31 protein-coding genes are annotated in these 21,943 nt (G+C 73.5%); 7 read left to right on the forward strand and 24 right to left on the reverse strand.

What is annotated here, in order from left to right:
* Positions 1-55 precede the first annotated feature (55 nt).
* The 3 genes from G5V58_RS11960 (at position 56) to G5V58_RS11970 (ending at position 1,702) form a co-directional block, all read left to right on the forward strand.
* Positions 56-664 (forward strand): LysR family transcriptional regulator, encoded by a 609-nt coding sequence (locus tag G5V58_RS11960; RefSeq protein ID WP_165232809.1) that lies wholly within the window; start codon positions 56-58, stop codon positions 662-664.
* Complete coding sequence (locus G5V58_RS11965; protein ID WP_165232812.1) at positions 637-996, forward strand: hypothetical protein; 360 nt, start codon at positions 637-639, stop codon at positions 994-996. The genes G5V58_RS11960 and G5V58_RS11965 overlap by 28 nt, the downstream gene beginning before the upstream one ends.
* A gap of 106 nt (positions 997-1,102) precedes the next feature.
* A complete protein-coding gene (locus G5V58_RS11970) occupies positions 1,103-1,702 on the forward strand; it encodes a hypothetical protein (RefSeq protein WP_165232815.1) in 600 nt (199 codons plus the stop codon).
* Here the strand turns inward: G5V58_RS11970 and G5V58_RS11975 are convergent.
* On the reverse strand, positions 1,686-1,853 hold the full coding sequence (locus G5V58_RS11975) for a hypothetical protein (protein WP_165232818.1): 168 nt from the start codon (positions 1,851-1,853) through the stop codon (positions 1,686-1,688). The genes G5V58_RS11970 and G5V58_RS11975 overlap by 17 nt on opposite strands.
* 12 nt (positions 1,854-1,865) lie before the next feature.
* Positions 1,866-2,297 carry a YsnF/AvaK domain-containing protein gene (locus G5V58_RS11980; protein WP_230487289.1) on the reverse strand — a complete coding sequence of 144 codons (432 nt, stop codon included), beginning with the start codon at positions 2,295-2,297 and terminating at the stop codon, positions 1,866-1,868.
* Positions 2,298-2,607: 310 nt separating this feature from the next.
* Between G5V58_RS11980 and G5V58_RS11985 the strand changes: the two genes are divergently transcribed.
* Positions 2,608-3,345 carry a mechanosensitive ion channel gene (locus tag G5V58_RS11985; RefSeq protein WP_165232821.1) on the forward strand — a complete coding sequence of 246 codons (738 nt, stop codon included), beginning with the start codon at positions 2,608-2,610 and terminating at the stop codon, positions 3,343-3,345.
* 24 nt (positions 3,346-3,369) lie between these two features.
* Here the strand turns inward: G5V58_RS11985 and G5V58_RS11990 are convergent, their stop codons facing one another.
* Both G5V58_RS11990 and G5V58_RS11995 read right to left on the reverse strand, forming a co-directional pair.
* Positions 3,370-3,672 carry a sigma factor gene (locus G5V58_RS11990; protein ID WP_165232824.1) on the reverse strand — a complete coding sequence of 101 codons (303 nt, stop codon included), beginning with the start codon at positions 3,670-3,672 and terminating at the stop codon, positions 3,370-3,372.
* Between the two features lie 90 nt (positions 3,673-3,762).
* A complete protein-coding gene (locus G5V58_RS11995) occupies positions 3,763-4,497 on the reverse strand; it encodes a TetR/AcrR family transcriptional regulator C-terminal domain-containing protein (RefSeq protein ID WP_230487290.1) in 735 nt (244 codons plus the stop codon).
* Between the two features lie 153 nt (positions 4,498-4,650).
* Between G5V58_RS11995 and G5V58_RS12000 the strand changes: the two genes are divergently transcribed.
* The gene (locus tag G5V58_RS12000) at positions 4,651-4,863 is read left to right on the forward strand and encodes an ANTAR domain-containing protein (RefSeq protein ID WP_165232827.1); all 213 of its coding nucleotides are present in this window, start codon (positions 4,651-4,653) and stop codon (positions 4,861-4,863) included.
* An 11-nt stretch (positions 4,864-4,874) separates the two neighbouring features.
* Here the strand turns inward: G5V58_RS12000 and G5V58_RS12005 are convergent, their stop codons facing one another.
* Both G5V58_RS12005 and G5V58_RS12010 read right to left on the reverse strand, forming a co-directional pair.
* A complete protein-coding gene (locus G5V58_RS12005; protein WP_165232830.1) occupies positions 4,875-5,177 on the reverse strand; it encodes a winged helix-turn-helix transcriptional regulator in 303 nt (100 codons plus the stop codon).
* Positions 5,174-5,578 (reverse strand): VOC family protein, encoded by a 405-nt coding sequence (locus G5V58_RS12010; RefSeq protein WP_165232834.1) that lies wholly within the window; start codon positions 5,576-5,578, stop codon positions 5,174-5,176. Before G5V58_RS12010 ends, G5V58_RS12005 begins: the two co-directional genes overlap by 4 nt.
* Before the next feature lie 172 nt (positions 5,579-5,750).
* On the opposite strand from G5V58_RS12010, the gene G5V58_RS12015 reads away from it, so the two are divergent.
* On the forward strand, positions 5,751-6,374 hold the full coding sequence (locus tag G5V58_RS12015; RefSeq protein ID WP_165232837.1) for a response regulator transcription factor: 624 nt from the start codon (positions 5,751-5,753) through the stop codon (positions 6,372-6,374).
* Positions 6,375-6,508: 134 nt separating this feature from the next.
* Here G5V58_RS12015 and der read toward each other — a convergent pair whose 3' ends face one another.
* The 14 genes from der to G5V58_RS12080 all read right to left on the reverse strand — a co-directional run bounded on the left by der (position 6,509) and on the right by G5V58_RS12080 (position 16,223).
* Positions 6,509-7,858, reverse strand: coding sequence for a ribosome biogenesis GTPase Der (gene der, locus G5V58_RS12020; RefSeq protein WP_165232840.1), 1,350 nt, complete (start codon positions 7,856-7,858; stop codon positions 6,509-6,511).
* On the reverse strand, positions 7,855-8,034 hold the full coding sequence (locus G5V58_RS25970; protein ID WP_230487291.1) for a hypothetical protein: 180 nt from the start codon (positions 8,032-8,034) through the stop codon (positions 7,855-7,857). Before G5V58_RS25970 ends, der begins: the two co-directional genes overlap by 4 nt.
* Positions 8,009-8,605, reverse strand: coding sequence for a lysophospholipid acyltransferase family protein (locus tag G5V58_RS12025; protein WP_230487292.1), 597 nt, complete (start codon positions 8,603-8,605; stop codon positions 8,009-8,011). The genes G5V58_RS25970 and G5V58_RS12025 overlap by 26 nt, the downstream gene beginning before the upstream one ends.
* Positions 8,602-9,294 carry a (d)CMP kinase gene (cmk, locus tag G5V58_RS12030; RefSeq protein WP_230487293.1) on the reverse strand — a complete coding sequence of 231 codons (693 nt, stop codon included), beginning with the start codon at positions 9,292-9,294 and terminating at the stop codon, positions 8,602-8,604. The genes G5V58_RS12025 and cmk overlap by 4 nt, the downstream gene beginning before the upstream one ends.
* Before the next feature lie 11 nt (positions 9,295-9,305).
* On the reverse strand, positions 9,306-10,367 hold the full coding sequence (locus G5V58_RS12035) for a prephenate dehydrogenase (RefSeq protein WP_165232843.1): 1,062 nt from the start codon (positions 10,365-10,367) through the stop codon (positions 9,306-9,308).
* Positions 10,360-10,737 (reverse strand): chorismate mutase, encoded by a 378-nt coding sequence (gene aroH, locus G5V58_RS12040; RefSeq protein WP_230487294.1) that lies wholly within the window; start codon positions 10,735-10,737, stop codon positions 10,360-10,362. Before aroH ends, G5V58_RS12035 begins: the two co-directional genes overlap by 8 nt.
* 17 nt (positions 10,738-10,754) lie before the next feature.
* The gene (locus G5V58_RS12045; RefSeq protein ID WP_230487295.1) at positions 10,755-11,144 is read right to left on the reverse strand and encodes a VOC family protein; all 390 of its coding nucleotides are present in this window, start codon (positions 11,142-11,144) and stop codon (positions 10,755-10,757) included.
* A 4-nt stretch (positions 11,145-11,148) separates the two neighbouring features.
* The gene (locus tag G5V58_RS12050) at positions 11,149-11,919 is read right to left on the reverse strand and encodes a helix-turn-helix domain-containing protein (protein WP_165232849.1); all 771 of its coding nucleotides are present in this window, start codon (positions 11,917-11,919) and stop codon (positions 11,149-11,151) included.
* On the reverse strand, positions 11,916-12,686 hold the full coding sequence (locus G5V58_RS12055) for a pseudouridine synthase (protein WP_165232852.1): 771 nt from the start codon (positions 12,684-12,686) through the stop codon (positions 11,916-11,918). The genes G5V58_RS12050 and G5V58_RS12055 overlap by 4 nt, the downstream gene beginning before the upstream one ends.
* A complete protein-coding gene (gene scpB / locus G5V58_RS12060) occupies positions 12,664-13,407 on the reverse strand; it encodes an SMC-Scp complex subunit ScpB (RefSeq protein ID WP_165232855.1) in 744 nt (247 codons plus the stop codon). The genes G5V58_RS12055 and scpB overlap by 23 nt, the downstream gene beginning before the upstream one ends.
* Positions 13,404-14,285 (reverse strand): segregation and condensation protein A, encoded by an 882-nt coding sequence (locus G5V58_RS12065; protein WP_165232858.1) that lies wholly within the window; start codon positions 14,283-14,285, stop codon positions 13,404-13,406. The genes scpB and G5V58_RS12065 overlap by 4 nt, the downstream gene beginning before the upstream one ends.
* Positions 14,282-14,614, reverse strand: a complete 333-nt coding sequence (locus tag G5V58_RS12070) for a hypothetical protein (RefSeq protein ID WP_230487296.1) — start codon at positions 14,612-14,614, stop codon at positions 14,282-14,284. Before G5V58_RS12070 ends, G5V58_RS12065 begins: the two co-directional genes overlap by 4 nt.
* Before the next feature lie 2 nt (positions 14,615-14,616).
* Complete coding sequence (locus G5V58_RS12075) at positions 14,617-15,546, reverse strand: ParA family protein (RefSeq protein ID WP_407939739.1); 930 nt, start codon at positions 15,544-15,546, stop codon at positions 14,617-14,619.
* A gap of 392 nt (positions 15,547-15,938) precedes the next feature.
* A complete protein-coding gene (locus tag G5V58_RS12080) occupies positions 15,939-16,223 on the reverse strand; it encodes a GNAT family N-acetyltransferase (protein WP_165232864.1) in 285 nt (94 codons plus the stop codon).
* 35 nt (positions 16,224-16,258) lie between these two features.
* On the opposite strand from G5V58_RS12080, the gene G5V58_RS12085 reads away from it, so the two are divergent.
* Positions 16,259-16,741: a DUF3060 domain-containing protein gene (locus tag G5V58_RS12085; RefSeq protein WP_165232867.1), complete on the forward strand. Its 483-nt coding sequence runs from the start codon at positions 16,259-16,261 to the stop codon at positions 16,739-16,741.
* Here the strand turns inward: G5V58_RS12085 and G5V58_RS12090 are convergent.
* Genes G5V58_RS12090 through G5V58_RS12105 form a run of 4 tightly spaced genes read right to left on the reverse strand, consistent with a single transcriptional unit; the run spans position 16,738 to position 21,924 of the window.
* Positions 16,738-19,293 (reverse strand): DEAD/DEAH box helicase, encoded by a 2,556-nt coding sequence (locus tag G5V58_RS12090; protein ID WP_165232870.1) that lies wholly within the window; start codon positions 19,291-19,293, stop codon positions 16,738-16,740. The two genes, G5V58_RS12085 and G5V58_RS12090, sit on opposite strands and share 4 nt — an antisense overlap.
* Entirely contained in the window at positions 19,290-20,207 is a 918-nt protein-coding gene (xerD, locus tag G5V58_RS12095; RefSeq protein WP_165232873.1) for a site-specific tyrosine recombinase XerD, read from the reverse strand. The genes G5V58_RS12090 and xerD overlap by 4 nt, the downstream gene beginning before the upstream one ends.
* Positions 20,208-20,209: 2 nt before the next feature.
* On the reverse strand, positions 20,210-21,334 hold the full coding sequence (ald, locus tag G5V58_RS12100) for an alanine dehydrogenase (RefSeq protein WP_165232876.1): 1,125 nt from the start codon (positions 21,332-21,334) through the stop codon (positions 20,210-20,212).
* Positions 21,331-21,924 carry an NUDIX domain-containing protein gene (locus tag G5V58_RS12105; RefSeq protein ID WP_165232878.1) on the reverse strand — a complete coding sequence of 198 codons (594 nt, stop codon included), beginning with the start codon at positions 21,922-21,924 and terminating at the stop codon, positions 21,331-21,333. The genes ald and G5V58_RS12105 overlap by 4 nt, the downstream gene beginning before the upstream one ends.
* Between the last annotated feature and the right edge of the window lie 19 nt (positions 21,925-21,943).

A 21,943-nucleotide genomic window follows, 5' to 3' on the forward strand; every position in this document is an offset into this window, starting at 1 on the left:
GACGCACGGCGGGCGGGCCGCGACACCGGGGCGGTCCGGACGCGAGACTGGTGGCGTGCAGGACCACCACCTGGCCGATCTCGACCTCACGGCCGTGCAGAGCTTCGTCGTCCTCAGCCAGCAGCGGCACTTCGGGCGGGCGGCGGCCGGCCTGGGCGTCACGGTCTCGGCCCTGACCAAGCGGATCCAGCGGCTTGAGGCGGCTCTCGGCGTACCCCTGGTGGAGCGGGACTCCGGTGGGTACGGCGGGCTCACCGCGGCGGGCCGCCGGTTCGTGGAGGTGGCGCCCGAGCTCCCGCGGACCGCCCAGACGGCACGGCTCGCGGCGGCCGGGGCCAGCACGACGACCCTGCGGCTGGGCGTCCCGGCCGGTGTCGGCGTCGTCGCGCCGCTGCTCCCCGCCGCCCTGGCCACCTTGGAGCTCGCCCTGCGCCACGCCCATCCGGGGGTGGCGGTGGAGCCGGTGCCCACGCCGTTCCCGCGGCTGACTCCGGACCTCCTCTCCGGCGACGTGGACGTCGTCCTGACGTTCGGGGGTCGCCGGAGCCCGACGTCCTCGCCACCCGCCTCTCGCAGATCCACCGCGTCGGCCTCGTCGGCTCGTCCCATCCGCTGGCCTACGCCGGGTCGGTCGAGGTGGGCGAGTTCGCCCGGCTCCCGATGATCTACGGCCGGGACCTGCCGGAGGAGTACATGCACCCGTTCGTGCTGGCCGACGTCCGCCCGCTCGACGAAGCGGTGCTCGTCCCGATCGAGGCGACCAGCACCGCGCACGTGGCCCAGCGCGTGCTCCAGGGCCGCGAGGTCACCGTCGTCCCGCTGGCCCTGACCGCCAACCTGCCTGCCGAGCTGCGCCGGATCGGGCTGCGCGGCGTACCCCCGACGTGGTACCACGCCCACCGGCGAAGCGACGACGCCCGGCCCGAGCTGCTCACGGCCGTCGAGCTGATGACCGACTTCTCCGAGTCCATCACCCGCGCGGCACTCGCCCCGTGAACCCGTCGTCCCGTTGCCCCTCGGGAAACGGAACGGCCCGCCTCCGCGGACGCGGCTAGCGTCCCGTCCGACACGGACCGGACCGGCCGGACAGGGGGATCCTCAGGTGCGCACAGCGACGTCGGTGACCACGGGTGCGGTGCTGCCGCTCCTGCTCGGAGCCTCCCTCGGCAGCCTCACCACCGACGCCGGCGACGGCACCTGGGCCTACCCCATGCCGTCGGTGGCGTTCCTCCTGCTCTCGCTGGGACTCGCGCTCAGCCACCTGCTGGTCCTCCTCGGGTACGTCGAGGTGCGCCGGCGCGTCGGCGCGGTCGCACGGCCCGCCGCGGTCGCCGCCCTCGGCACCGCCGGGCTGGTGGGCTGCGAGATCTGGTCCGGCCTCGAGGCCCGCACCGACCTGGACGCCGGCGTCCTCACCGCTCTCGACACCTGCTACGCGGTGGCTTCGGTCCTGGTCCTCGTCGGCACCCTCGGCGCCGGCCTGCTCCTGCGGGCCACGGGTTCGGCGCTCGCGGCGCCGCTCCTGCTCAACGGCGCGCTGCTGCTCCTCGCCGTACCGGTGCGCCTCCTGGCCAGCGACGGCTGGGGCATCGCCGCCCTGACCGTCTGGAGCCTGTCCTACCTCTGGCTCGGGCTGCGGCTCCGGCGCGCCGGCGACGACCCCGAGGCTCTCGGACGACGGCAGCTCAGTGGTTCGCGATGACGAGCTCGCCGATGAGGTCTCCTCGGAGCGTGGAGCGGTGGTCGAGCTCCAGGATCTGGTCGCGGCTCGACGGGAGCTGCTCGGTCACCCGGCGTCCGGTCGAGCGGCCGGCGCCCTCACGTGGAGCGAGGGCACCGGCGCGGTCAGGCACGGTCAGGGACCGTCAGCGGCGGGTGCCGTCGACGTCGCCCTCGGCCTCGATGTGCTCGGTGCGCACCTCCTCCGAGAGGGTCTCGTCCTCGGTGACCGTCTCGGTACCGAGCCTGACGCGCTCGACGGCCTGGACGCTCTTCTCCACGACCGGCACCTCCTCGTGGAGCACGACCTCGTGCTCCTCCTCGGAGATGGCCGGACCGCCGTGCGCCTGGTCGACGTCCTCGTCGTTGATGGGCTCGGTCTCCAGGACCGCACGCTCCTTGCGGACCGGAACGGTCCGCGTCTCCATCTCGGTGGTGACGTACTTCCGCAGCCGGGCCCGGCCGGACTCCTGCGAGGTGGTGCCGACCCGCAGCTGCTCCTCGGAGCGGGTCATCGCCTCGTCGGTGGTGGGGCCGGAGGTGTCGTGGCCGTCGGAGAAGTCCGCGCTGGCGTCCACCGCCGTGTCGGCGCACTGGGCCGAGTACGACTCGCCGAGGCCGTAGTACTCGAACAGCTCTCGCTCGCCGGACTCGTCGAGGTGGTCCCCGTCGAGCTCGGTCGAGGGGGCGCCGCGCCCATCACCTTCTCCTCGGTGAACGGGATGACGAGGTCCTCGCCGTCGACCACCGCGGCGCCGAGCGGGACGAACGTCTCCCTGGTGGCGAGGACCGAGAGTTTACGTTGTAAGTTTGCTGCCGTCGGTGGCGGTTACCTGCGGTCCTCTGGCCTCGGCACCACGCCGTCGCCGCGACGCAGAAACGAGCCCCGTGAAGATCAAGCAGAGCCTCCAGACCGCCCTCGACGGCCTGTTCGGATTCCTCCCCAACCTCCTCGGCTGCCTGGTGCTGCTGGCCATCGGCTTCATCGTGGCCAAGCTCGTGGCCGCGGTCGTCCGCAAGGCGCTGGACGGCTTCGGCCTGGACGAGCACCTGCACGAGTCCGACGCGCACACCTACGTCGAGCGGATGGTGCCCGGCGCCAGCCCGACCAACGGCATCTCCCGAGTCGTGTTCTGGCTCGTCTTCGTGTTCTTCCTGACCAGCGCGATCGGCGCCCTCAAGATCCCGGCCGTCACGACGTTCATGAACCAGGTGCTGGCCTACCTGCCCAACGTGATCGTGGCCATCGTGATCTTCGTGCTCGCCGGACTGGTGGCCGCCGCGATCGCGGCCGCGGTCGCCAAGGTCATGGGCGACACCCCGACCGGCAAGGTCGTCGCCACCGTGGTGCCGGCGCTGGTCATGGTCATCGCCCTCTTCATGATCCTCGACCAGCTGCGCATCGCGGAGTCGATCGTCACCATCGCGTTCGCCGCCACCATGGGTGCGCTCGCCCTCGGCCTCGCCCTCGCCTTCGGCCTCGGTGGCCGCGACGTCGCCCGTCGCCTGCTCGAGGACGCCTACACCAAGAGCCAGGACGCGAAGGAGCAGGCGTCGCAGGACCTGGAGACTGGCCGGGCCCGGACCCGCGAGATGGCCGGCGAGGCCACCGCCGGCACCCGCTGAGGCTCGGCGCCGCCCGGCCGCCGCTCACGCCGAGCCACCCTCCGTGGCTGCGACGGCGAGGGCGGCGCGCCGGGCGATGGTCAGCAGCCACGCGTCCAGGCTGAGCCTCTGGCTCACGAAGGATCCCGCCTCGCGCCACGCGGTGCGGTAGGTCTCGGTCGTGGCCTCCTCGGCCAGGGCGCCCGTGCCCACCACGCAGAGACACAGCCGGTAGACCGGTGCGCTGGTGCGGTCGTAGAGCTCGCCCAGCGCCCGGACGTCCCGGGCCGCGCACCGGTCCATCAGCGCCGCGCCGTCCGCCCAGGCACCACTGGTCGAGCGCTCCACGCATCTCCCTCGGGCCGGACGGACGTGCAGGTACGGGGACCACCGGGGTCAGGGGGTGGTGGGTCCGAGGAGCAGGTACCCACCAGGCGCTCAGGGAGTCTTGGCAGACCTCATCGAGGCGATGCGGCCGAGCAGCTCCTCCAGCGCCTCCTCGAACTCCACCGCCGAGTGGTCCTCCGACAGGGCGGCTCGGAGCCGCACCACGAGCGGATACTCGGTCAGGTCGTCCCGCTCGGGCTCCGCGTCCTCCTCGAGCACGTCCAGGGGCCCGACGTCGGCACCCAGGGCCGAGACCTCCAGCAGCAGGTGTCCGAGCAGGAAGCTGGTGAAGGCCCGGTAGGCACCCACCGCGCTCGCGTCGTCGAAGCCCTCGTCGTGCAGACCCGCGAGGAAGGCCTCGACCCACTCCAGGCTCCGCAGCGGCGGTCGCAGCCACGGCGCCTCGACCGGTCGCGAGGCGACCAGGGGGAACGCCGCCGGGTGCGCCAGCGCGACGCGGCGCACCCCGTGCGCCAGCCGCTGGAGGAAGTCCTGCCACCCGTGGTCGGGGGTGCGCAGCACGTCCTCGTCGGACTGCATGTCGGCGATGATCGCCTCCACGACAGCGTCCAGGAGGTCCTCTCGCCCGGGCACGTAGCGGTACAGCGACATCGCCTCGACGCCCAGCGCCTGACCCAGCCTGCGCATGGTCAGCCCGGCCAGCCCCTGGCTGTCGATGAAGTCCAGGGCCGCCGCCACGATCCGGTCGCGGCTCAACGGCTGCCGCGCGGACGGAGGCTCGCGCCCGGCGACCACCTCGGCGTCCGCGTCCACCGCTTCGTCCACCACAGCACTCCCCCGCTCCTCGGTCGTCGTTCCCCAGTGTCCGCTTCCCCGCCCTCGAGACCTGCGTGGTCCCTCCGCGTCACGAGAGACGCCGTTTTCCACCACCAGGATAGGCTTACGCCGTAAACCACCGGGGCGGCGGAAGGTCCACGCGTGACAGACTCGACGGCACCGGCAGACACCGAGCAGCTCCGCGCCGCGCTGGCCTCGCGCACCACCATCGGGATCGCGCTCGGCATCTTGATGGAGCGGCGCTCCCTGTCGCAGGACGCGGCGTTCGCCCACCTCAACCAGCTGTCCCAGGCGACGAACCGCAAGATCCGCGACCTGGCCGCCGACCTGGTCGCCGGGATCGACCTCCCCTAGCCCGGGACCCGTCAGGCGTGCGCCGAACGGCCCCCAGGTCCCTCGGCGCCCCAGCGACCCAGCGCAGTGATCGCCTCCCGCAGGGCGAGCCCGCGGTCGGTGAGGGCGTAGGCGCGCGTGTTGTGCCGCAGGGGCAGTCGGGTGAGGACGCCGGCGGCCTCGAGCTCGCGCAGGCGGGTGGCGAGCATGTTCGTCGGGACCCCGAGGGTGCGGTGCAGGTCGCCGTAGCGCTGCGGGCCGTCGAGCAGCTGCTCCACGACGAGGAGGGCCCAGCGCGCCCCCACGACGTCGAGGGCCGCGGCCAGGTCGCTCACGCGGTCGGATCGGCGTCCGGCTTCATCCAGAACGGCGAGTAGTGGTAGCCGTCGAGGTCGTCGAACTGCCGCTGGTACATGAACGGGTAGTCGTCGGTGTCCCCGACCCGGCCACCGGCCGCCGCCGCGCGGGCCACCAGCTCGTCCACCGCCTCGCGGCTGTCGAGGTCGAAGGACACGGTGACCTTCGAGGGGGTGCCCGGGCCGCCGACCAGGTCCTCCGTGCCACCGACGCCGGCGTACATCTCGCGACTGCCGAGCATGACGTACTGCTCGGCCGCGATGGAGAAGCACGAGACGTTGTGGTCCGACATCTCCGGGTTGAGGGTCCAGCCGAGGGCGGTGTAGAAGGCCGTCGCGCGCTCGACGTCGTGGACCGGGCAGGTGATGAACAGGCTCATGGCCCGCACACTTGCAAAACACAAGTAGGCACGTCAAGGGCCGCGGCCGGTGTAACGCGAGGACCGGGCCGTGACAGGTACCCCCGAGGCCGCCGGGCCGGCGACCCAGACGCAGGCCCGGCGGTCCACCAGGTGCACCTGGTCCACCTGGCGGCCGCGGAGAGGAGTGCGCGTGGTGCCCCCTGACGAGCCCGTCCGCGTGGCGGTGCTGAGCGACTACGCGCTGGTGCGGGCCGGGCTGACCACCATGCTCCGCGCCGGCACCGGGCACGCCACGGTGGTCGACACCGGCGAGGCGGAGGTCGTCCTCTACGACCTGGCGGGGCGGGCCGCGCACGACAGCCGGCGCGACCTCGGGCGCCTCACCGGGACGGCCGCGGTGGTCGGACTGGTCCGCGCCGGTCGCCCCGACCTCGAGGACGGCGCCCGGGCGCTCGGCGTGCGGCACGTGGTCTGTGAGGACGTGGACCCCGAGACGCTCCTGCGGACCCTGCGGCTGGCCGTGACGGAGGGCACCGCGGCCCACGACGACTGTGGCCTCTCGTCGCGGGAGCGCACCGTGCTCGTCCTGGTGGGAGGCGGCCTGAGCAACCAGGAGGTCGCGGACCGGATGTTCGTGAGCGTCAACACCGTCAAGACCTACGTCCGCACGGCCTACCGCAAGATCGGCGTGCACTCCCGGTCGCAGGCCGTGCTGTGGACGATGCGCCACGGCCTGGCCTCGGAGGGCGAGGTCGCGGCGTCACCCGCCGGGATGGTGAGCGTGGGGGCCCCGGCGGTTACCGGGCCGCGGTGAAGGTGCCGTGCCCCCTCTGCGGCACCCGCAAGCCGGCCGTGATGACCTGCCCCAACCCGGCGTGCCCGAGCCACGCACGCCGACGAGGTGCGCGCGGCCGGGGGCGCCGCGAGGTCGAGCCGGAGCGCTGAGCCTCAGCGCTTGCGCTTCTCGCGGACCCGCTGCTGCAGCACGATGGGCGTGCCGACGAAGCCGAACTCCTCGCGCAGGCGCCGCTCGATGAACCGCTCGTACGACGCCTCGAGCTTGCCGCTGGTGAAGAGCACGAACGTCGGGGGCGCGGTCGAGGCCTGGGTGCCGAACATGATGCGGGGCTGCTTGCCGCCGCGCACGGGGTGCGGGTGCTCGGCGACGAGCCGGCCGAGGAAGCCGTTGAGGGCGCCGGTGCCGACGCGGGTCTCCCACCCCTCGAGGGCGCGGTCCAGGGCGGGGACCAGGCGGTCGACGTGCCAGCCGGTGCGGGCGGTGATGTTGATGCGGGGCGCCCACTGGACCTGCACGAGCTCGCGCTCGATCTCGCGGTCGAGGTAGTAGCGGCGCTCCTCGTCGACCAGGTCCCACTTGTTGAAGGCGATGACCAGGGCACGACCTGCCTCGCGGACGGTCTGGATGATGCGCTGGTCCTGCTCGGAGATCGCCTGCGAGCCGTCGAGGACGAGGACGGCGACCTCGGCGCGGTCGATGGCGGTGGTGGTGCGCAGCGAGGCGTAGTACTCGTGCCCCGAGGCCTCCTTGACCCGCTTGCGGATGCCGGCGGTGTCGATGAAGCGCCACACCCGGCCGCCCAGCTCGACCAGCTCGTCGACGGGGTCGACGGTGGTGCCAGCCACGTTGTCCACGACGACGCGCTCCTCGCCGGCGAGCCGGTTGAGCAGCGAGGACTTGCCGACGTTCGGCTTGCCGACGATGGCGATGCGGCGCGGCCCGCCGAGCTGCTCGCCGATGCGCTCGGGCGGCGGCTCCGGGAGGGCGGCCAGGATGGCGTCGAGCAGGTCGCCGGAGCCTCGCCCGTGCAGCGCCGAGACCGGGAAGGGCTCGCCGAGGCCGAGGTTCCACAGCCCGTAGGCCTCGGCCTCGGTGCGCTGGTCGTCGACCTTGTTGGCCGCCAGCACGACCGGCTTGCCGCTCTTGCGCAGGATCCGCACGACGGCCTCGTCGTCGTCGGTGATGCCGACGGTGGCGTCGACCACGAACAGCACGGCGTCGGCCAGCGACACCGCCATCTCGGCCTGGGCGGCGATCGAGGCGGCCAGGCCGCGGGCGTCGGGGTCCCAGCCGCCGGTGTCGACGACGGTGAACGCGCGCCCGGACCAGGTGGCGTCGTACGACACCCGGTCGCGGGTCACGCCGGGCACGTCCTCGACCACGGCCTCGCGGCGCCCGATCATCCGGTTCACCAGCGTCGACTTGCCGACGTTGGGCCGGCCGACGACGGCGAGGACCGGGACGGGTCCGGTGGGCTCTTCGGTCTCAGCAGATGTCACGACGCCTCCGCATCGGTCACGCCCGTCGCCGGGTCGGGGTCGGCGTCGCGGGCCGGGAGTGGTCCCGGCAGCTCGCGGCGGGTGATGGCCTTGGCGTGCTCGAGGTTGCGCAGCAGCTGGTGGCGCAGCTCGACGGAGCGGGCGGCGACGTCACGCTTGCGCCGCGGCCACGGCACCCGCGCGAGGGTGATCGGGTCGCCGAACACCATGTCCACGGTGGTCCCCCGCGCGGGCAGCGAGCTCTGCCCGGCCCCGGGCTCCCGGGTGCCGAACTGCACGACGGGGACGATGGGCGCGCCCGTCACCATCGCGAGGTACGCCGCGCCGGTGTGGAAGCGCTCGAACTCCCCCGCCCCCCCGCGCGCCCTCGGGGAAGATCCCGATCACGCCGCCGCTGCGCAGCACCCTCAGGCACCGCTTCACCGCGAGCGGGTCGGGGTGGAACCGGTCCAGGGGGATCTGGCCGGAGCTGAGGAGGAAGCGGTTCATGAACCCCTTGAACATCTCCTCCTTGGTCAGCGCGTGCACCGGCCGCGGCGCGAAGATCGCGAGCAGCGGCCCGTCGGCCACCCCGACGTGGTTGCAGGCGATGATCACGCCGCCCTTGCGGGGCAGCTTGTGGCCGTCGACGATGCGCACCTTGACCCGCCGCCGGATGACCGTGCGGGCCAGCGGCCGCAGCGGGTGCAGCAGGTAGCGGGCCGGGTGCAGCCGCGCGCTCGGCGGCAGGTCGTGGCCGCGCCTCACGCCTGGCTCCCGACCACCGCCACCAGGTCGACCACCTGCGCGATCACCTCGTCGAGGGTGTACGCCGTGGTGTCGACGTGCACCGCGCCGTCGGCCATCACGAGCGGGGCGACGGCGCGGCCGGAGTCGATCTGGTCGCGGGCCAGCAGCGACTGCTCGGTCGCGGCCACGTCGGAGCCGCCCTCCTCCGCGGCGCGCCGCGAGGCGCGGGCCGAGGCGTCGGCGGAGAGGTAGACCTTGACCTGGGCGTCGGGCCAGACCACCGAGCCGATGTCACGACCCTCGACGACGATGCCCGAGCCGTCGGCCAGCGCCTCGTCGATGAGGGCGCGCTGCAGGGCGACCAGCCGGGCCCGCACCTCGGGCACGGCGCTCACCGGCGAGACCGCGGCGTTCACGTCGGCCTGGCGGATGGCCACGGCGACGTCCTGGCCGTCGACGGTGATGGTCGGCGCGCTCGGGTCGAGCCCGGACTCCAGGCGCGGCTCGTCGGCGCGGGCGGCCACCGCGGCCGCGTCGTGGACGTCCACCCCGTGGCGCAGCATCCAGCACGTGACCGCGCGGTACATCGCGCCGGTGTCGAGGTAGCGCAGCCCCAGCCGCTCGGCGACACCGCGCGACGTGCTCGACTTGCCCGATCCGGAGGTGCCGTCGAGCGCCACGACGATGCCAGGGGCGCCACTGCTCACGACCGACCACCCTACCGGTGGGTCACCCAGCTCCTGGATTCCAGAGACGTGAGCAGGTGCTCGGCCCGGTCGGCCTCCACGACCAGCTCGACCAGGCCGGTCTCCCGGCCCGGGTCGTGGTCGATGTGGACGTCCTCGATGTTGACGCCGCTCGCGCCGGCGTCGGCGAACAGCCGCGCCAGCTCCCCGGGGTGGTCGGGCACCGAGACCCAGACCGACGTCGACGGTCGGGCCGGCCCGCCGTGCTTGCCCGGGATGGCCCGGGTCCCGGCCACGCCGTCGCGCAGCACCTCGTCCAGGCGGTCCCGGTCACCGCGGTCCAGGGCCACGATGACGCCGTCGAGCCGCTCGCGCACGTCGATGAGCAGGGTCAGCACCTGCTCGGCGTTCGACGACACGATCTGGCCGTAGAGCCCCGGGTCGCCGGCGGCCACCCGGGTCACGTCACGCACGCCCTGACCGCTCAGGTCGAGGTGGTCGCGCGGGGCCCCGAGGAGCTGTCCGGCCGCCAGCGACGCCAGCAGGTGCGGCACGTGCGAGGTGTGCGCCACCGCGCGGTCGTGGTCGGCAGGGCTGAGCCGCACGGGGGTCGCGCCGCACCGGGTGGCCAGCTCCTCGACGAGCGCCACGGCGTCCGGGTCGGAGGACCCGTGCGGGGTGATCGCCCACGGCCGGCCGTCGAAGAGCGCGGCGCTGGCCGCGAGCGGACCGGAGCGCTCGCTGCCGGCCATCGGGTGGCTGCCGACGTACCGCTCGACGCCGGGCAGCTCCGCCACCGCGGCCAGGGGCCGTGACTTCACGCTGCCCACGTCGGTGACGACCGCGTCGGTGCGCTCCAGGGCGTCGCGGATGACCGCCCCGAGGGCGTCGGGCGGCACCGCGACGACGACCAGCTGAGGCCGGTCCCCCGCCGCGACCGGGCGTCCCGCGCCCAGCCCGCTGGCCGTGCGCAGGTGGTCGTCGGAGCGGTCGGAGAGCAGCACCTCGATCCCGGCGCGGGTCAGGGCCAGCGCGATCGAGGTGCCCACCAGCCCCGCGCCGACGACCTCGACCGGCCCGGTGAGCTCACTCATCGGGGCTCGTCCGCACCCGGGAGAGGTCGCTGCGCAGCGCCGCGGCGCCGTGCAGGTAGACGTGCGTGATGTCGGCACGCGGCAGGTCGGTCTCGACGTGCGCCATCATCCGGACCACCCGCGGCATGGACCGGTCGATCTCCAGCTCGCGCGCGCACAGCAGCGGCACCTCGCCGAACCCGAGCTGGCGGGCGGCGTACGCCGGGAACTCCGAGACCAGGTCGGAGGTGGCGGTGAAGATCACCGAGATGAAGTCGTCGACGTCCAGCCCGTTGGCCTCCATCGCGTCCAGCACCATCTCCGCGACCCGCTCCAGCATGTGGTCGCGGTCGTCCGCGTCCAGCTGGGTCGCGCCTCGCACCGCCCTCACCGCCACAGCGGGCAAGGCTACTGCGGCTGGTAGCCCCCGAAGGACCAGTGGTTGCCCTCTGGATCGCGGACCGACGCGCCGCGCCCACCGTAGGGCTGCTCGGCCGGCTCGCGCTCGACGGTGGCCCCCGCCTCGACAGCCCGCGTGAAGACCCCCTCGACGTCGTCGGTGACCAGGTACACGGCGCTGCCGCCGACGTTGTCCAGCGCACCGGCGTCGCGCCGGCTCCCGAACATCACCCCACCCCCGGGCGGCCAGAGCCACTCGGCGTGCTCGACGACGCCGGGGTCGGTCTCGGAGCGGTACGTCGCGTGCTCGGCGAAGCCGACGGCCGAGAGCCAGCCGATCATGCGGTCGGCGTCGCGGAAGGTCAGGGCGGGCCAGAGCCGGGTGTCTGCTGCGGTCACCCGCTCAGTCTGGGTCGCCCGGACCGCCGAGGTCTTGCAGGAACGGGAACTCTTCGCGCAGCCATGTGCTGGGCGGGCACCCGGCCAGCGCGGACCACTCGCGGGCCAGGTGGCCCTGGTCGGCGTACCCGCAGGTCGCGGCCACCTCCGCCAGCGACCGCCGGCCCAGCAGCACCCGGCTGGCCGAGAAGCGCGCCACCCGCTGGTAGGCCTTGGGCGTCAGGCCGGTCTCGTCGCGCACCAGCGTGCCGAGCCGGCGCCGGCTCAGGCCGACCTCGGCGGCCGCCTCCTCGACACGCCCACCCCGGGCCAGCCGGGCCAGGGCGCGGCCCACCTCGGCGCGCGGTCCCACGGCCCCGCGGCGGGCCAGCGCGGCGCTCAGCGCCTGCACGACCACGGCCACGGGCGAGCCGCCCTGGACCCGCTCGGGCAGGTCGGCAAGGTCGGGTGCCACGTCGGCCAGCTCGAGCAGCTCACCGGCGAGGGCCGCAGCCGGTACGCCGAGCAGCGCTCGCGCCCCCGCGGGCGTGAGCCCGACCGAGACCCCGCGCTGCGGCCCGTCCTGGTGGATCGCGGCCGGGCCGGCGTGCAGGCCGCTCACCGTGGACCACCGCGCGGCGCGGCCGGTGCCGTCGGCCCAGCCGACGTCGACCGGGCGGCCGAGACCCAGCACGAGCGTGAGGCTGGTGTCGGGCAGCCCGCGGTGCACGGCGGGCGCGCCGGCCGGCACGTCGTAGGCCTGCAGCGAGGTGACGTACGGTGCGAGGACGCTCACAGCTGCGTGGTGTCCAGCAGCTCGCCGAGCTCGTCGTTGGTGAGCTCGCGCAGCTCCCCCGCCTTGAGCTGGCCCAGCGCGACCGGCCCGATCCGGGTCCGGGTGAGCTGGGTGACCGGGTGGCCGACGTGGTCGAGCAGCCGGCGCACGATCCGGTTGCGCCCCTCGTGGATGACCAGCTCGACGATGGTCTTGCCGGAGCCGCGCTGCACGATCCGCACCGCGGACACCGTGACCGGCCCGTCCTCGAGCGTGACGCCCTCGCGCAGCTGGGCGAGCGTCGCCTTGGCCACGTCACCGCGGACCTCGGCGACGTAGGTCTTGTCCACCTCGTACGACGGGTGGGCCAGCCGCTGGGCGAAGTCGCCGTCGTTGGTGAGGACGAGGAGCCCGGAGGTGTCGGTGTCGAGCCGGCCGACGTGGAAGAGCCGCTCGGGGCGCTCGGCGACCAGGTCGCTCAGGGTGCGCCGGCCCTGCGGGTCCGACATCGTGGAGACCACGCCGCGGGGCTTGTTGAGGGCGAGGTAGACGTTCGGAGAGACCGGCGGCAGCCGCCGGCCCTCGACGCGGATCAGCGCGGTGCGCGGGTCGACCTTGGTGCCGAGCCGGGTCACCACCTCGCCGTCGACGGTGACCTTGCCGTCCAGCATCAGCTCCTCGCAGCGGCGCCGGGACGCGACGCCGGACTGCGCGAGCAGCTTCTGGAGGCGGACCTCGTGGTCTCCCGTGCCGTCCGGGCCGGCCTCAGGTGGGCTCGGTTCCGCCATCGGGTTCCGTGCTCGGCCCCTCGTGAGGGGTGTCGGGGTGCTCGGGCGTGGGCTCGGGCGTGGGCTCGGGCGTGGGCTCGGGCGTGGGCTCGGGCGAGCCCTGGGCGGCCACGGCCTCCAGCTCGTCCTCCATGTCGGCGAGGTCCGGGAGGTACGGCGCGAGCTCGGGCAGCTCGTCGATGGACTCGACCCCGATCCGCTCCAGGAAGTAGCCGGTGGTCCGGTAGAGGTGGGCGCCGGTCATCTCGTCCTGACCCGCCTCCTCCACGAGGCCGCGGGCCAGCAGGGTGCGCATCACCCCGTCCACGTTGACCCCGCGGATGGCCGAGACGCGGGCCCGCGAGACCGGCTGCTTGTAGGCCACCACGGCCAGGGTCTCCAGCGCCGCCTGGGTCAGCCGCGCCTGCTGGCCCTCGAGGACGAAGGACTCCACGACGCCGGCGTACTCCTCGCGGGTGTAGTAGCGCCACCCGCCGGCCACGTTGCGCAGCTCGAAGCCGCGGCCCTGCTCGGCGTACTCCTCGGCCAGGAGCTGGAGCTCGGCCACGACCTCCTCGACCGGGTAGCCGACCGCGGTGGCCAGGGCCACGGCGTCCAGCGGCTGGTCGGCGACCATGAGGACCGCCTCGAGCGAGGGCCGCAGCGGCGCGAGCGGTACGCCGACCAGGGCGTCCTGCTCGGAGCCTGCGGGGCTCGTCGGGCTCTCGGTCACGGTGGTCATTCTGCCTCCGCGGCGTCGGTGGTGGGAGCGGCGGGCTCGGGGGTCGGCTCGGGGGCACCGTCGAACTCGTCGGTGACGAGGTCCTCGGCGTCGACGTCGTCGTCGCCGGTCCAGCGCACGGTGAGCTCGCCGAGCGGGGTGACCTGGTCGAAGCCGACCGCGCCCTCGCGGAACAGCTCGAGCAGCGACAGGAACCGCGCCACCGTGGTGAGGGTGTCCGGGGAGTCGCCGCACAGCGCGCGGAAGGTCATCGCCCCGGCCCGCCGGAGCCGCTCGACCACGATCGCGGCCTGCTCGCGCACCGAGACCCGGGCGGCGTGGATGTGGGCGAGGGTGACCTCGGGCGCGACCTTGGGCTCGAGGGCCTTGGCCGCGAGGGCCGCGAACTGGTCGAGCCCGATGCCGATGAGCACCTCGGGCAGCAGGGTGGCGAACCGCTCCTCCAGGCCGACCGCCCGCGGGTGGCGCCGGGACTCCCCGGCCAGCCGCCCCTCGAGCACGGAGGCGATGCCCTTGAACGCGCGGTACTGCAGCAGCCGCGCGAAGAGCAGGTCGCGCGCCTCGAGGAGCGCGAGGTCCTCCTCGTCCTCCACGTCGCCCTGGGGCAGCAGGCGCGCCGCCTTGAGGTCCAGCAGGGTGGCCGCGACCAGCAGGAACGACGAGGTCTGCTCGAGGTCCCACTCGGCGCCGCCGGCCTTGACGTGGGCGATGAACTCGTCGGTGACCTGCGACAGCGCCACCTCGGTGATGTCCAGCTTGTGCTTGGAGATCAGGCTGAGCAGCAGGTCGAAGGGGCCCTCGAAGTTGTCGAGGTGCAGCTCGAAGCCGCCGGCCTCGGCCGCCTCGGCGACCTCGACGGGCTCGTCGATGACGGTCATCCCTCGTGGAGGCGGCGCACGAGCGCGCTGTCCTCGCCGTTCTGCTCCAGGTCGGCGAGCACCAGGTGCAGGGCCTCGCGGACCACGCGGCCGCGGTCGACGGCGAGGCCGTGGGCGGCGCGCAGCGAGAGCCGGGCGTGCTCGAGCTCGAGCAGCTCGGCGGCGGTGAGGTAGACCGTCACCTTCTCGTCGTGCTTGACCCGGCCGCTGGGCTTGCGCGGCACCTCGGGCTCGTCCGGTACGGCGTGGACGGGGCGCTTGCCGACCTTCCCCGGGTCGGCAGGCGCACCGTCGCTCGTCGGCCGGAACAGCTCGTCCGACGACGGCACGCTCACTCGTCGGGCCACCGGCTGAGCACCTCCTTGGCGAGCTGGCGGTAGGCCTCGGCCCCGGCCGAGGCACTCGCGTAGCTGGTGATCGGCTCGCCGGCCACGGTGGAGTCGGAGAACTTCACGGTCCGGCGGATCACGGTGTGGAAGACGGTGTCGCCCCACGCCTCGACCAGCCGCTCCATGACCTCGCGGCTGTGCAGGGTCCGACCGTCGAACATGGTGCCGAGCACGCCGTCGATCTGCAGCACGGGGTTGAGCCGCTCGCGGACCTTGTCGATGGTGTTCTTGAGCAGCGCCACGCCGCGCAGCGCGAAGTACTCGCACTCCAGCGGCACGATGACGCCCTGCGACGCCGTCAGCGCGTTGACCGTGAGCAGGCCGAGCGAGGGCTGGCAGTCGATGAGGACGACGTCGTACTCCGAGAGCGCCGGCGCCAGGACGCGCATGAGGGTCTGCTCGCGGCCGACCTCGTGGACCAGCTGCACCTCGGCGGCCGACAGGTCGATGTTGGAGGGCAGCAGGTCCATCCCGGGCACCCCGGTCGGGACCACGACCTCGTCGAGCGTCACGTCCTTCTGCATCAGCAGGTTGTAGATCGTGAGGTCCATCTCGTGCGGGTTGAGCCCCAGCCCGACCGAGAGCGAGCCCTGCGGGTCGAAGTCGACCAGGAGGACCTTGCGGCCGAACTCGGCCAGCGCCGCGCCCAGGTTGATCGTCGTCGTGGTCTTGCCGACGCCGCCCTTCTGGTTGCACATCGAGACCACGCGGGCGCGGCCGTGCGTGGCCACCGGCCCGGGCTCGGGGATGACCGGCATCGGCCGGCCGGTGGGGCCGAGCGCGACCTTCTCGTCGGCGCTCGCCACCGGCTCCGGGGCCCGCGGCGTGAAGGGCAGGGGCTCGGTGATCGGCTCAGGGGTGGGGGAAGGCATCGCGTCGCTCGGTCCAGGCTCGGGGGCGGGGGCCGACGGGGGCGGGACCGGGGGGACGAAGCGCGGCGGGACCTCCGGAGCGGCTGCTCCGTGGCCGTACCCTCCGCTGGGTCCTGGGTCGAACCCTGCGCCCTGAGTCATCCCGTTTCTCCTCCACTGTCGGCCTGCTGTCGCAGCGAACCTAATTTGTCGACACGGCGACATGTGGCCGACGCGCCCGGGACTCTAGGCGCGGTTTCCCGGCGGCCACAACCCGACCAGGCGCCATCCCCAGGCCGCGCCGGAATCTGTGGAGGAGTGGGGGGTTCCGTACGCTCGCGGTGCACAACCGCGTCCCCGCCTGTGCAGCAATCTGTGGAGAGGGCGCGGTCCCTCCCGGGCCCGCTTGGGGCTCAGTCGAGCAGGTCCTGGTAGTCCTCGTGGCGCTCGATCCAGCCCTTGATGAACGGGCACCGCGCCACCACCCGGCGGCGGCCGTCGGCGCGCACGTCGTCGAGGGCGCCGCGGGCCAGCGCCGACCCGACGCCGTGGCCCTCGAAGGCCTCGTCCACCTCGGTGTGGGTGAAGACGATGAGGTCGTCGGCGGCGTCGTAGTACGCCGCCCCGGCCAGCTCGCCGTCGATGCGCGCCTCGTAGCGCTGCTCGGCCTGGTTGTTAGTCACCTCGACGTCGCTCACCCGGCTGACTCTAGGCTCCCGGCATGATGGCCGGCATGACGTCTCGGGTCCCGTCCGTGGCCGGCGCGCTCGCGCTGGCCGTCTCCGCCCTCGCGATCGGCTCCGCCTCCCCTGCGCACGCCGAGGTCACCCTCGACTGCGCCGGCGGGCCGGTGGCGATCACCTCCAGCACCGAGAGCTACGTGCTCACCGGCGCGTGCAGCACGGTGCGCATCAGCGCCAGCAACGTCGACGTGACGTTGCCCGGCGCGAGCCGGGTGGAGATCACCGGCGCCAACGTCACCGTGGTCTCCGCCGGGAGCCTGGACGTCGTGACCGTGCGCGAGGCCAACAACACCGTCCGCGCGCCCCGAGGCGGTGCGGCCACGATCAAGGGCGCCAACAACACCCTGCGCTACGACAAGCTCGAGCGGCTGGTCATCAGGGGCGCGAACAACCGGGCGACGGTCCGCCAGGGGAAGACCAAGGTCAGCGTGAGCGGCGCCAACAACGTGGTCCGGGTCAACCGGCCGCGCTAGCCGTCCAGCCGCCGCAGCGCGGTGGCCAGCACGACCGCCTCACCCACGGCGTCCGAGGCGTCGAGGTGCACCTGCGCCTCGAGGACCCAGTCGTGGTCGCCCGCCGGGTCGTGCAGGGTCTGCCGCGCGCTCCAGGCGCGACCGGTCCTCTCCACCGCGAGCAGGGCCGGACCGCGGGCGTCGGCGTCCAGTCGGATCTCGTCGTGGTCCTCCCAGTACGCCGCGAGCGCGTCGTCCCAGTCGGCCCGCGTCATCACCACCTCGAGCGGCGGGTCGGCCAGCTCGGCCGTCGCGGTCTCCAGCGCGGCCAGGGCGTCGACGTCGTCGCGCGCGGCCAGCTCGACCCGGCGCCACAGCGCGTTGCGGACCATGACCCGGAACGGCCGCTCCTGAGCCGACAGCGGTCGGGGCGGGGGCGGTGGCGCGTGGCCGGCGACGTCCGGGCGGACGTGGTCGGGGTCCGACAGCGCCTCCCACTCGTCGAGCAGCGAGGAGTCGGTCTGTCGGATGGTCTCGCGCAGCCACTCCAGCAGCTCCTCGACCTCCGGGGTCCGGTGCCGCTCGGGCACGGTCTGGCGCAGGGTGCGGTAGGCGTCGGTGAGGTAGCGCAGCACCAGCCCCTCCGAGCGGGCCAGCTGGTAGCGCCCGACGAGGTCGGTGAACCCCATCCCCTGCTCCCACATCTCGCGGACCACGGCCTTGGGGTCCAGCGCCTCGGGGTCCAGCCACGGGTGGGTCTCGCGGTAGACCTCGAACGTCGCCTCCAGCAGCTCGGCCAGCGGCCGCGGCCAGGTGACCTCCTCGAGCAGCACCATCCGCTCGTCGTACTCGATGCCGTCGGCCTTCATGGCCGCGACCGCCTCGCCGCGCGCCTCGTGCTGCTGCGCCCACAGCACCTGCCGCGGCGGCTCGAGGACGGCCTCGACGACCGAGACGACGTCCATGGGGTACGTCGCGGCCTCCGGGTCCAGCACGTCGAGGGCGGCCAGCGCGAAGTGGGCCAGCTCCTGGTTGAGCGCGAAGTCCTCGGGCAGGTCCACGGTGAGGACGTAGCGCCGGCCGAACCCGTCCGGCTCGTCCAGCCGGGTCAGGATCCCGGAGCGGGCCAGCGACCGGGCCAGTCGCAGGGCGCGGCGGGCCAGCCGCAGCTGCTCGCGCCGGCCGGAGTGGTTGTCGGTGAGGAGCCGGCGCATGACGGGGAACGCGTCCTCCTCGCGGGAGAGCACGTTGACCAGCATCGAGTCGTCCACGCGCATGCGGGAGACCAGCGGCTCGGGCTCGCCGGCCACCAGCTTGTCGAAGGTCTGCTCGGTCCACACCACCGTGCCGTCGGGCGGCTTGCGGAGGTGGGGCTTGGACTTCTTCTTCGGGTTGTCCGCGTTCTTGGCCTCGGACTTCGCCTTCGCCTTCTCGTTCTCGATGACGTGCTCGGGGGCCTGGACCACGACGTAGCCCGCGGTGTCGTAGCCGGCCCGGCCCGCGCGTCCGGCGATCTGCAGGAACTCCCGGGTGCGCAGGATGCGCTGCCGGCGCCCGTCGTACTTGGCCAGCCCGGTGAACAGCACGGTCCGGATGGGCACGTTGATGCCGACGCCGAGGGTGTCGGTGCCGCAGATGACGGTGAGCAGCCCGGCCTGGGCCAGCTGCTCCACCAGCCGCCGGTAGCGCGGCAGCATCCCGGCGTGGTGGACCCCGATGCCCTTCTTGAGCAGCTTGCTCAGCGTCTTGCCGAAGCCGGCCGCGAACCGCACCCCGGCCAGCCGCTCGGCCAGCTCCGGCCCCGGCTTCGGCAGGTACGGCGCGGTGAGCAGCGACGTGGCGTGCTCGACGGCGTCCTTCTGGGTGAAGTGCACGACGTACGCCGGCGCCTGGTGGGTGGAGACCAGCTCCTCCAGCGTGTCCGGCAGCGGCGTCAGCGCCCAGGTGAAGGTCAGCGGCACCGGCCGCTCGGCGTCCTTGACCGACGCCGTGTCCCGGCCGGTGCGCCGGGTGAGGTCGGCCTCGACCTCGCTGGTGTCGCCCAGCGTGGCCGACATGAGCAGGAACTGCGCCCGGGTGAGCTCCAGCAGCGGCACCTGCCAGGCCCAGCCGCGGTCGGGCTCGGCGTAGTAGTGGAATTCGTCCATCACCACCAGGCCGACGTCGGCGGCCGAGCCCTCGCGCAGCGCGATGTTGGCCAGGATCTCCGCGGTGCAGCAGATGACCGGGGCGTCGGCGTTGACCGAGGCGTCGCCGGTCAGCATCCCGACGTCGTCGGTGCCGAAGACCGCGCAGAGGTCGAAGAACTTCTCGCTGACCAGCGCCTTGATCGGCGCGGTGTAGTAGGTGACCTGGTCGCGGGCCAGGGCCGCGGCGTGGGCGGCCACCGCGACCAGTGACTTGCCAGAGCCGGTCGGCGTGGCCAGCACGACGTTCGAGCCGGCCAGCAGCTCCAGGACGGCCTCGTCCTGGTGCGGGTAGAGCTCGAGACCCTGCGCGGCGGCCCAGTCCACGACCGCGGCGTACACGTCGTCCTCGGACGCGCCGGTGCGCACGTCGAGCCGGGGCGTCACTCCCGAGCCCGGGGGTGAGCGCTGGCGAAGACCTCGCGGAGGCTGTCCACGGTGACCAGGGTGTAGACCTGGGTGGTCGTGACCGAGGCGTGGCCCAGGAGCTCCTGGACCACGCGGACGTCGGCGCCGCCGTCGAGCAGGTGGGTGGCGAAGGAGTGGCGCAGGGTGTGCGGCGAGACGTCGCGGGTCACCCCGGCACGCTCGGCCGCCTTGACCAGCACCGCCCAGGCCGACTGGCGCGAGAGCCGACCGCCGCGGGCGTTGAGGAACAGGGCGGGTGTGCCCTTCCCCGTCGCGACCAGCTCGGGCCGGCCGCGCACCCGGTAGGCGTCGACCGCCTCGAGCGCGAACGAGCCGACCGGCACGATCCGCTCCTTGCCGCCCTTGCCCCGCAGCAGCACGGTGTGGTCGACCGGGTCGAGGTCGTCGACGTCCAGGCCGACGGCCTCGGAGATCCGCGCGCCGGTGCCGTAGAGCACCTCGAGCAGGGCCCGGTCGCGCAGCGCCAGGGTGGTGCCCGGCGCGCCGGCCGCCTCGAGGATCGCCTCGACGTCGGCCAGCGGCAGCGCCTTGGGCAGCCGCTTGGCCGGCGTGGGCGGCTTGACCGCGCTGGCCGGGTCGGCCTGGGCCAGCCCGTCGGCCAGCGCGAACTTGTGGAAGCCGCGCACCGCGACCACCGTGCGGGCCGCGGACGTCGAGCTCAGCGGCGGGTGGTCGGCGTCGCCCTCGCGCAGCGCGACCAGGAAGCCCGTCACCGTCGCCTCGCTCACCTGGTCCAGGCTGTCGACGCCGGCCTTGTCCAGGTGCTCCAGGTAGCGCCGCAGGTCCCGGCGGTACGACGTCAGCGTGTTCGCGGCCAGGCCCCGCTCGACCGCCAGGTGGTCGAGGTAGGTCCGGACCGCGCGCTCGACCACGCCTACGCCAGCACCTCGTCCGGGTCCACGGCGTCGATGCCGACGGCCTCGCCGACGGGCTTGTTGGTCAGCTGCCCGGCGTGGGTGTTGAGCCCGAGGGCCAGGGAACGGTCCGACCGGCACGCCTCGGTCCACCCCCGGTTGGCCAGCGCGACCGCGTAGGGCAGCGTCGCGTTGGTCAACGCGTACGTCGAGGTGTTCGGCACCGCGCCGGGCATGTTCGCCACGCAGTAGAACGTCGAGCCGTGGACCTCGTAGGTCGGGTCCGCGTGCGTGGTCGCGTGGGAGTCCTCGAAGCAGCCGCCCTGGTCGATCGCGATGTCCACCAGCACCGAGCCCGGCTTCATCCGCGAGACCAGCTCGTTCGACACCAGCTTCGGCGCCGCCGCTCCGGGGATCAGCACGGCCCCGATCACCAGGTCCGCCTCGAGCACCTGCTGCTCCAGCGCGAGCTTCGAGCTGGCCAGGCCGTGGACCCGGTTGTCGTAGCGCCAGAACGACATCCGCAGCTTGTCCAGATCGGTGTCCAGCAGCGTCACGTCCGCGCCCATCCCCAACGCGATGTTCGCGGCGTTCTGACCGCTCACCCCGGCGCCGATGATGACGACCTTCGCGTTGGCGACCCCACCGACACCGCCCATCAGGACGCCGCGGCCGCCCTGGGCCTTCATCAGGCTGTAGGCGCCCACCTGGGGCGCCAGGCAGCCGGCGACCTCGGACATCGGGTAGAGCAGGGGCAGCCCACCGGAGGGCAGCTGGACGGTCTCGTAGGCGATCGCGGTGACCTTGCGCGCCAGCAGCTCCTCGGTCAGCGGCTTGTCCGCGGCCAGGTGCAGGTAGGTGAACAGCGTCAGCCCCTCCCGCATCCGGTCGTACTCCTCCGCGACCGGCTCCTTGACCTTCAGCACCAGGTCCACCCCACCGTCGGTGCCCCACGCCTCCTCGGCCGTGTCCACGATCCGCGCGCCCGCGGCGACGTACTCCTCGTCGGTGATCTGCGAGCCGACGCCGGCGTCCTTCTGGACGACGACCTCGTGGCCGTGGGCCACCAGCTCGTGCACCCCGATCGGCGTGATCGCCACGCGGTACTCGTGGTTCTTGACTTCCTTCGGCACTCCGACCTTCACGGAGCCGACACTAGCCCTCGGCGACGCGCGGTCAGCACGGCGATGAGCACCGGCGCGTCCTGCACCGAGCCGTCCAGGCAGGCGGCCTCGAGGTCGGCGAACGGCACCCAGAGGGTCTGCATGTCCGCCTCCTCGTGGGCGGGCTCGAAGTCGCCGCGGCCCACGTCGCTCAGACCACGGGCGACGAAGTGGTGGATGAGCTCGCTGCTGATGCCGGGCGAGCTGTAGACCGAGGTCAGCGGGGTCCAGTCGGTCGCCTCCAGCCCGGCCTCCTCCCGCAGCTCGCGCACGGCGGCCGCACGGGGGTCCTCGCCCTCCTGGTCGAGCAGGCCGGCTGGCAGCTCCAGCATCCGGCGCCCGACGGGGTGGCGGTACTGGCGAAGGCAGAGCACCCGCTCCTCGTCGTCGACGGCCAGGATCACCACGGCGCCCGGGTGCTCCAGCACCACGCGGGTGAACGGGTCCTCGTCGTCCGCGCCCGGGCGGCGCACGGTGTCGGCGCGCAGAGCGAACGGGATCCGGCTCCGGTAGAGGTCCTCGGTCCCCTCGACCGGCCACTCCTCGGGGACGTCGGCTACCTGGCTGGGCACCCGGTGGAGGCTACCGTTC

Source organism: Nocardioides anomalus, assembly GCF_011046535.1.
GTDB lineage: Bacteria > Actinomycetota > Actinomycetes > Propionibacteriales > Nocardioidaceae > Nocardioides > Nocardioides anomalus.

Bases quoted from the DNA above. Each gene is read 5' to 3' on its own strand.
- G5V58_RS12065 (WP_165232858.1), bottom strand. From the start codon at position 14,285: ATGACCGTCATCGACGAGCCCGTCGAGGTCGCCGAGGCGGCCGAGGCC.
- scpB (WP_165232855.1), bottom strand. From the start codon at position 13,407: ATGACCACCGTGACCGAGAGCCCGACGAGCCCCGCAGGCTCCGAGCAG.
- G5V58_RS12035 (WP_165232843.1), bottom strand. From the start codon at position 10,367: ATGAGTGAGCTCACCGGGCCGGTCGAGGTCGTCGGCGCGGGGCTGGTG.
- G5V58_RS12055 (WP_165232852.1), bottom strand. From the start codon at position 12,686: ATGGCGGAACCGAGCCCACCTGAGGCCGGCCCGGACGGCACGGGAGAC.
- G5V58_RS12075 (WP_407939739.1), bottom strand. From the start codon at position 15,546: ATGCCTTCCCCCACCCCTGAGCCGATCACCGAGCCCCTGCCCTTCACG.
- G5V58_RS12010 (WP_165232834.1), bottom strand. From the start codon at position 5,578: ATGAGCCTGTTCATCACCTGCCCGGTCCACGACGTCGAGCGCGCGACG.
- G5V58_RS12085 (WP_165232867.1), top strand. From the start codon at position 16,259: ATGACGTCTCGGGTCCCGTCCGTGGCCGGCGCGCTCGCGCTGGCCGTC.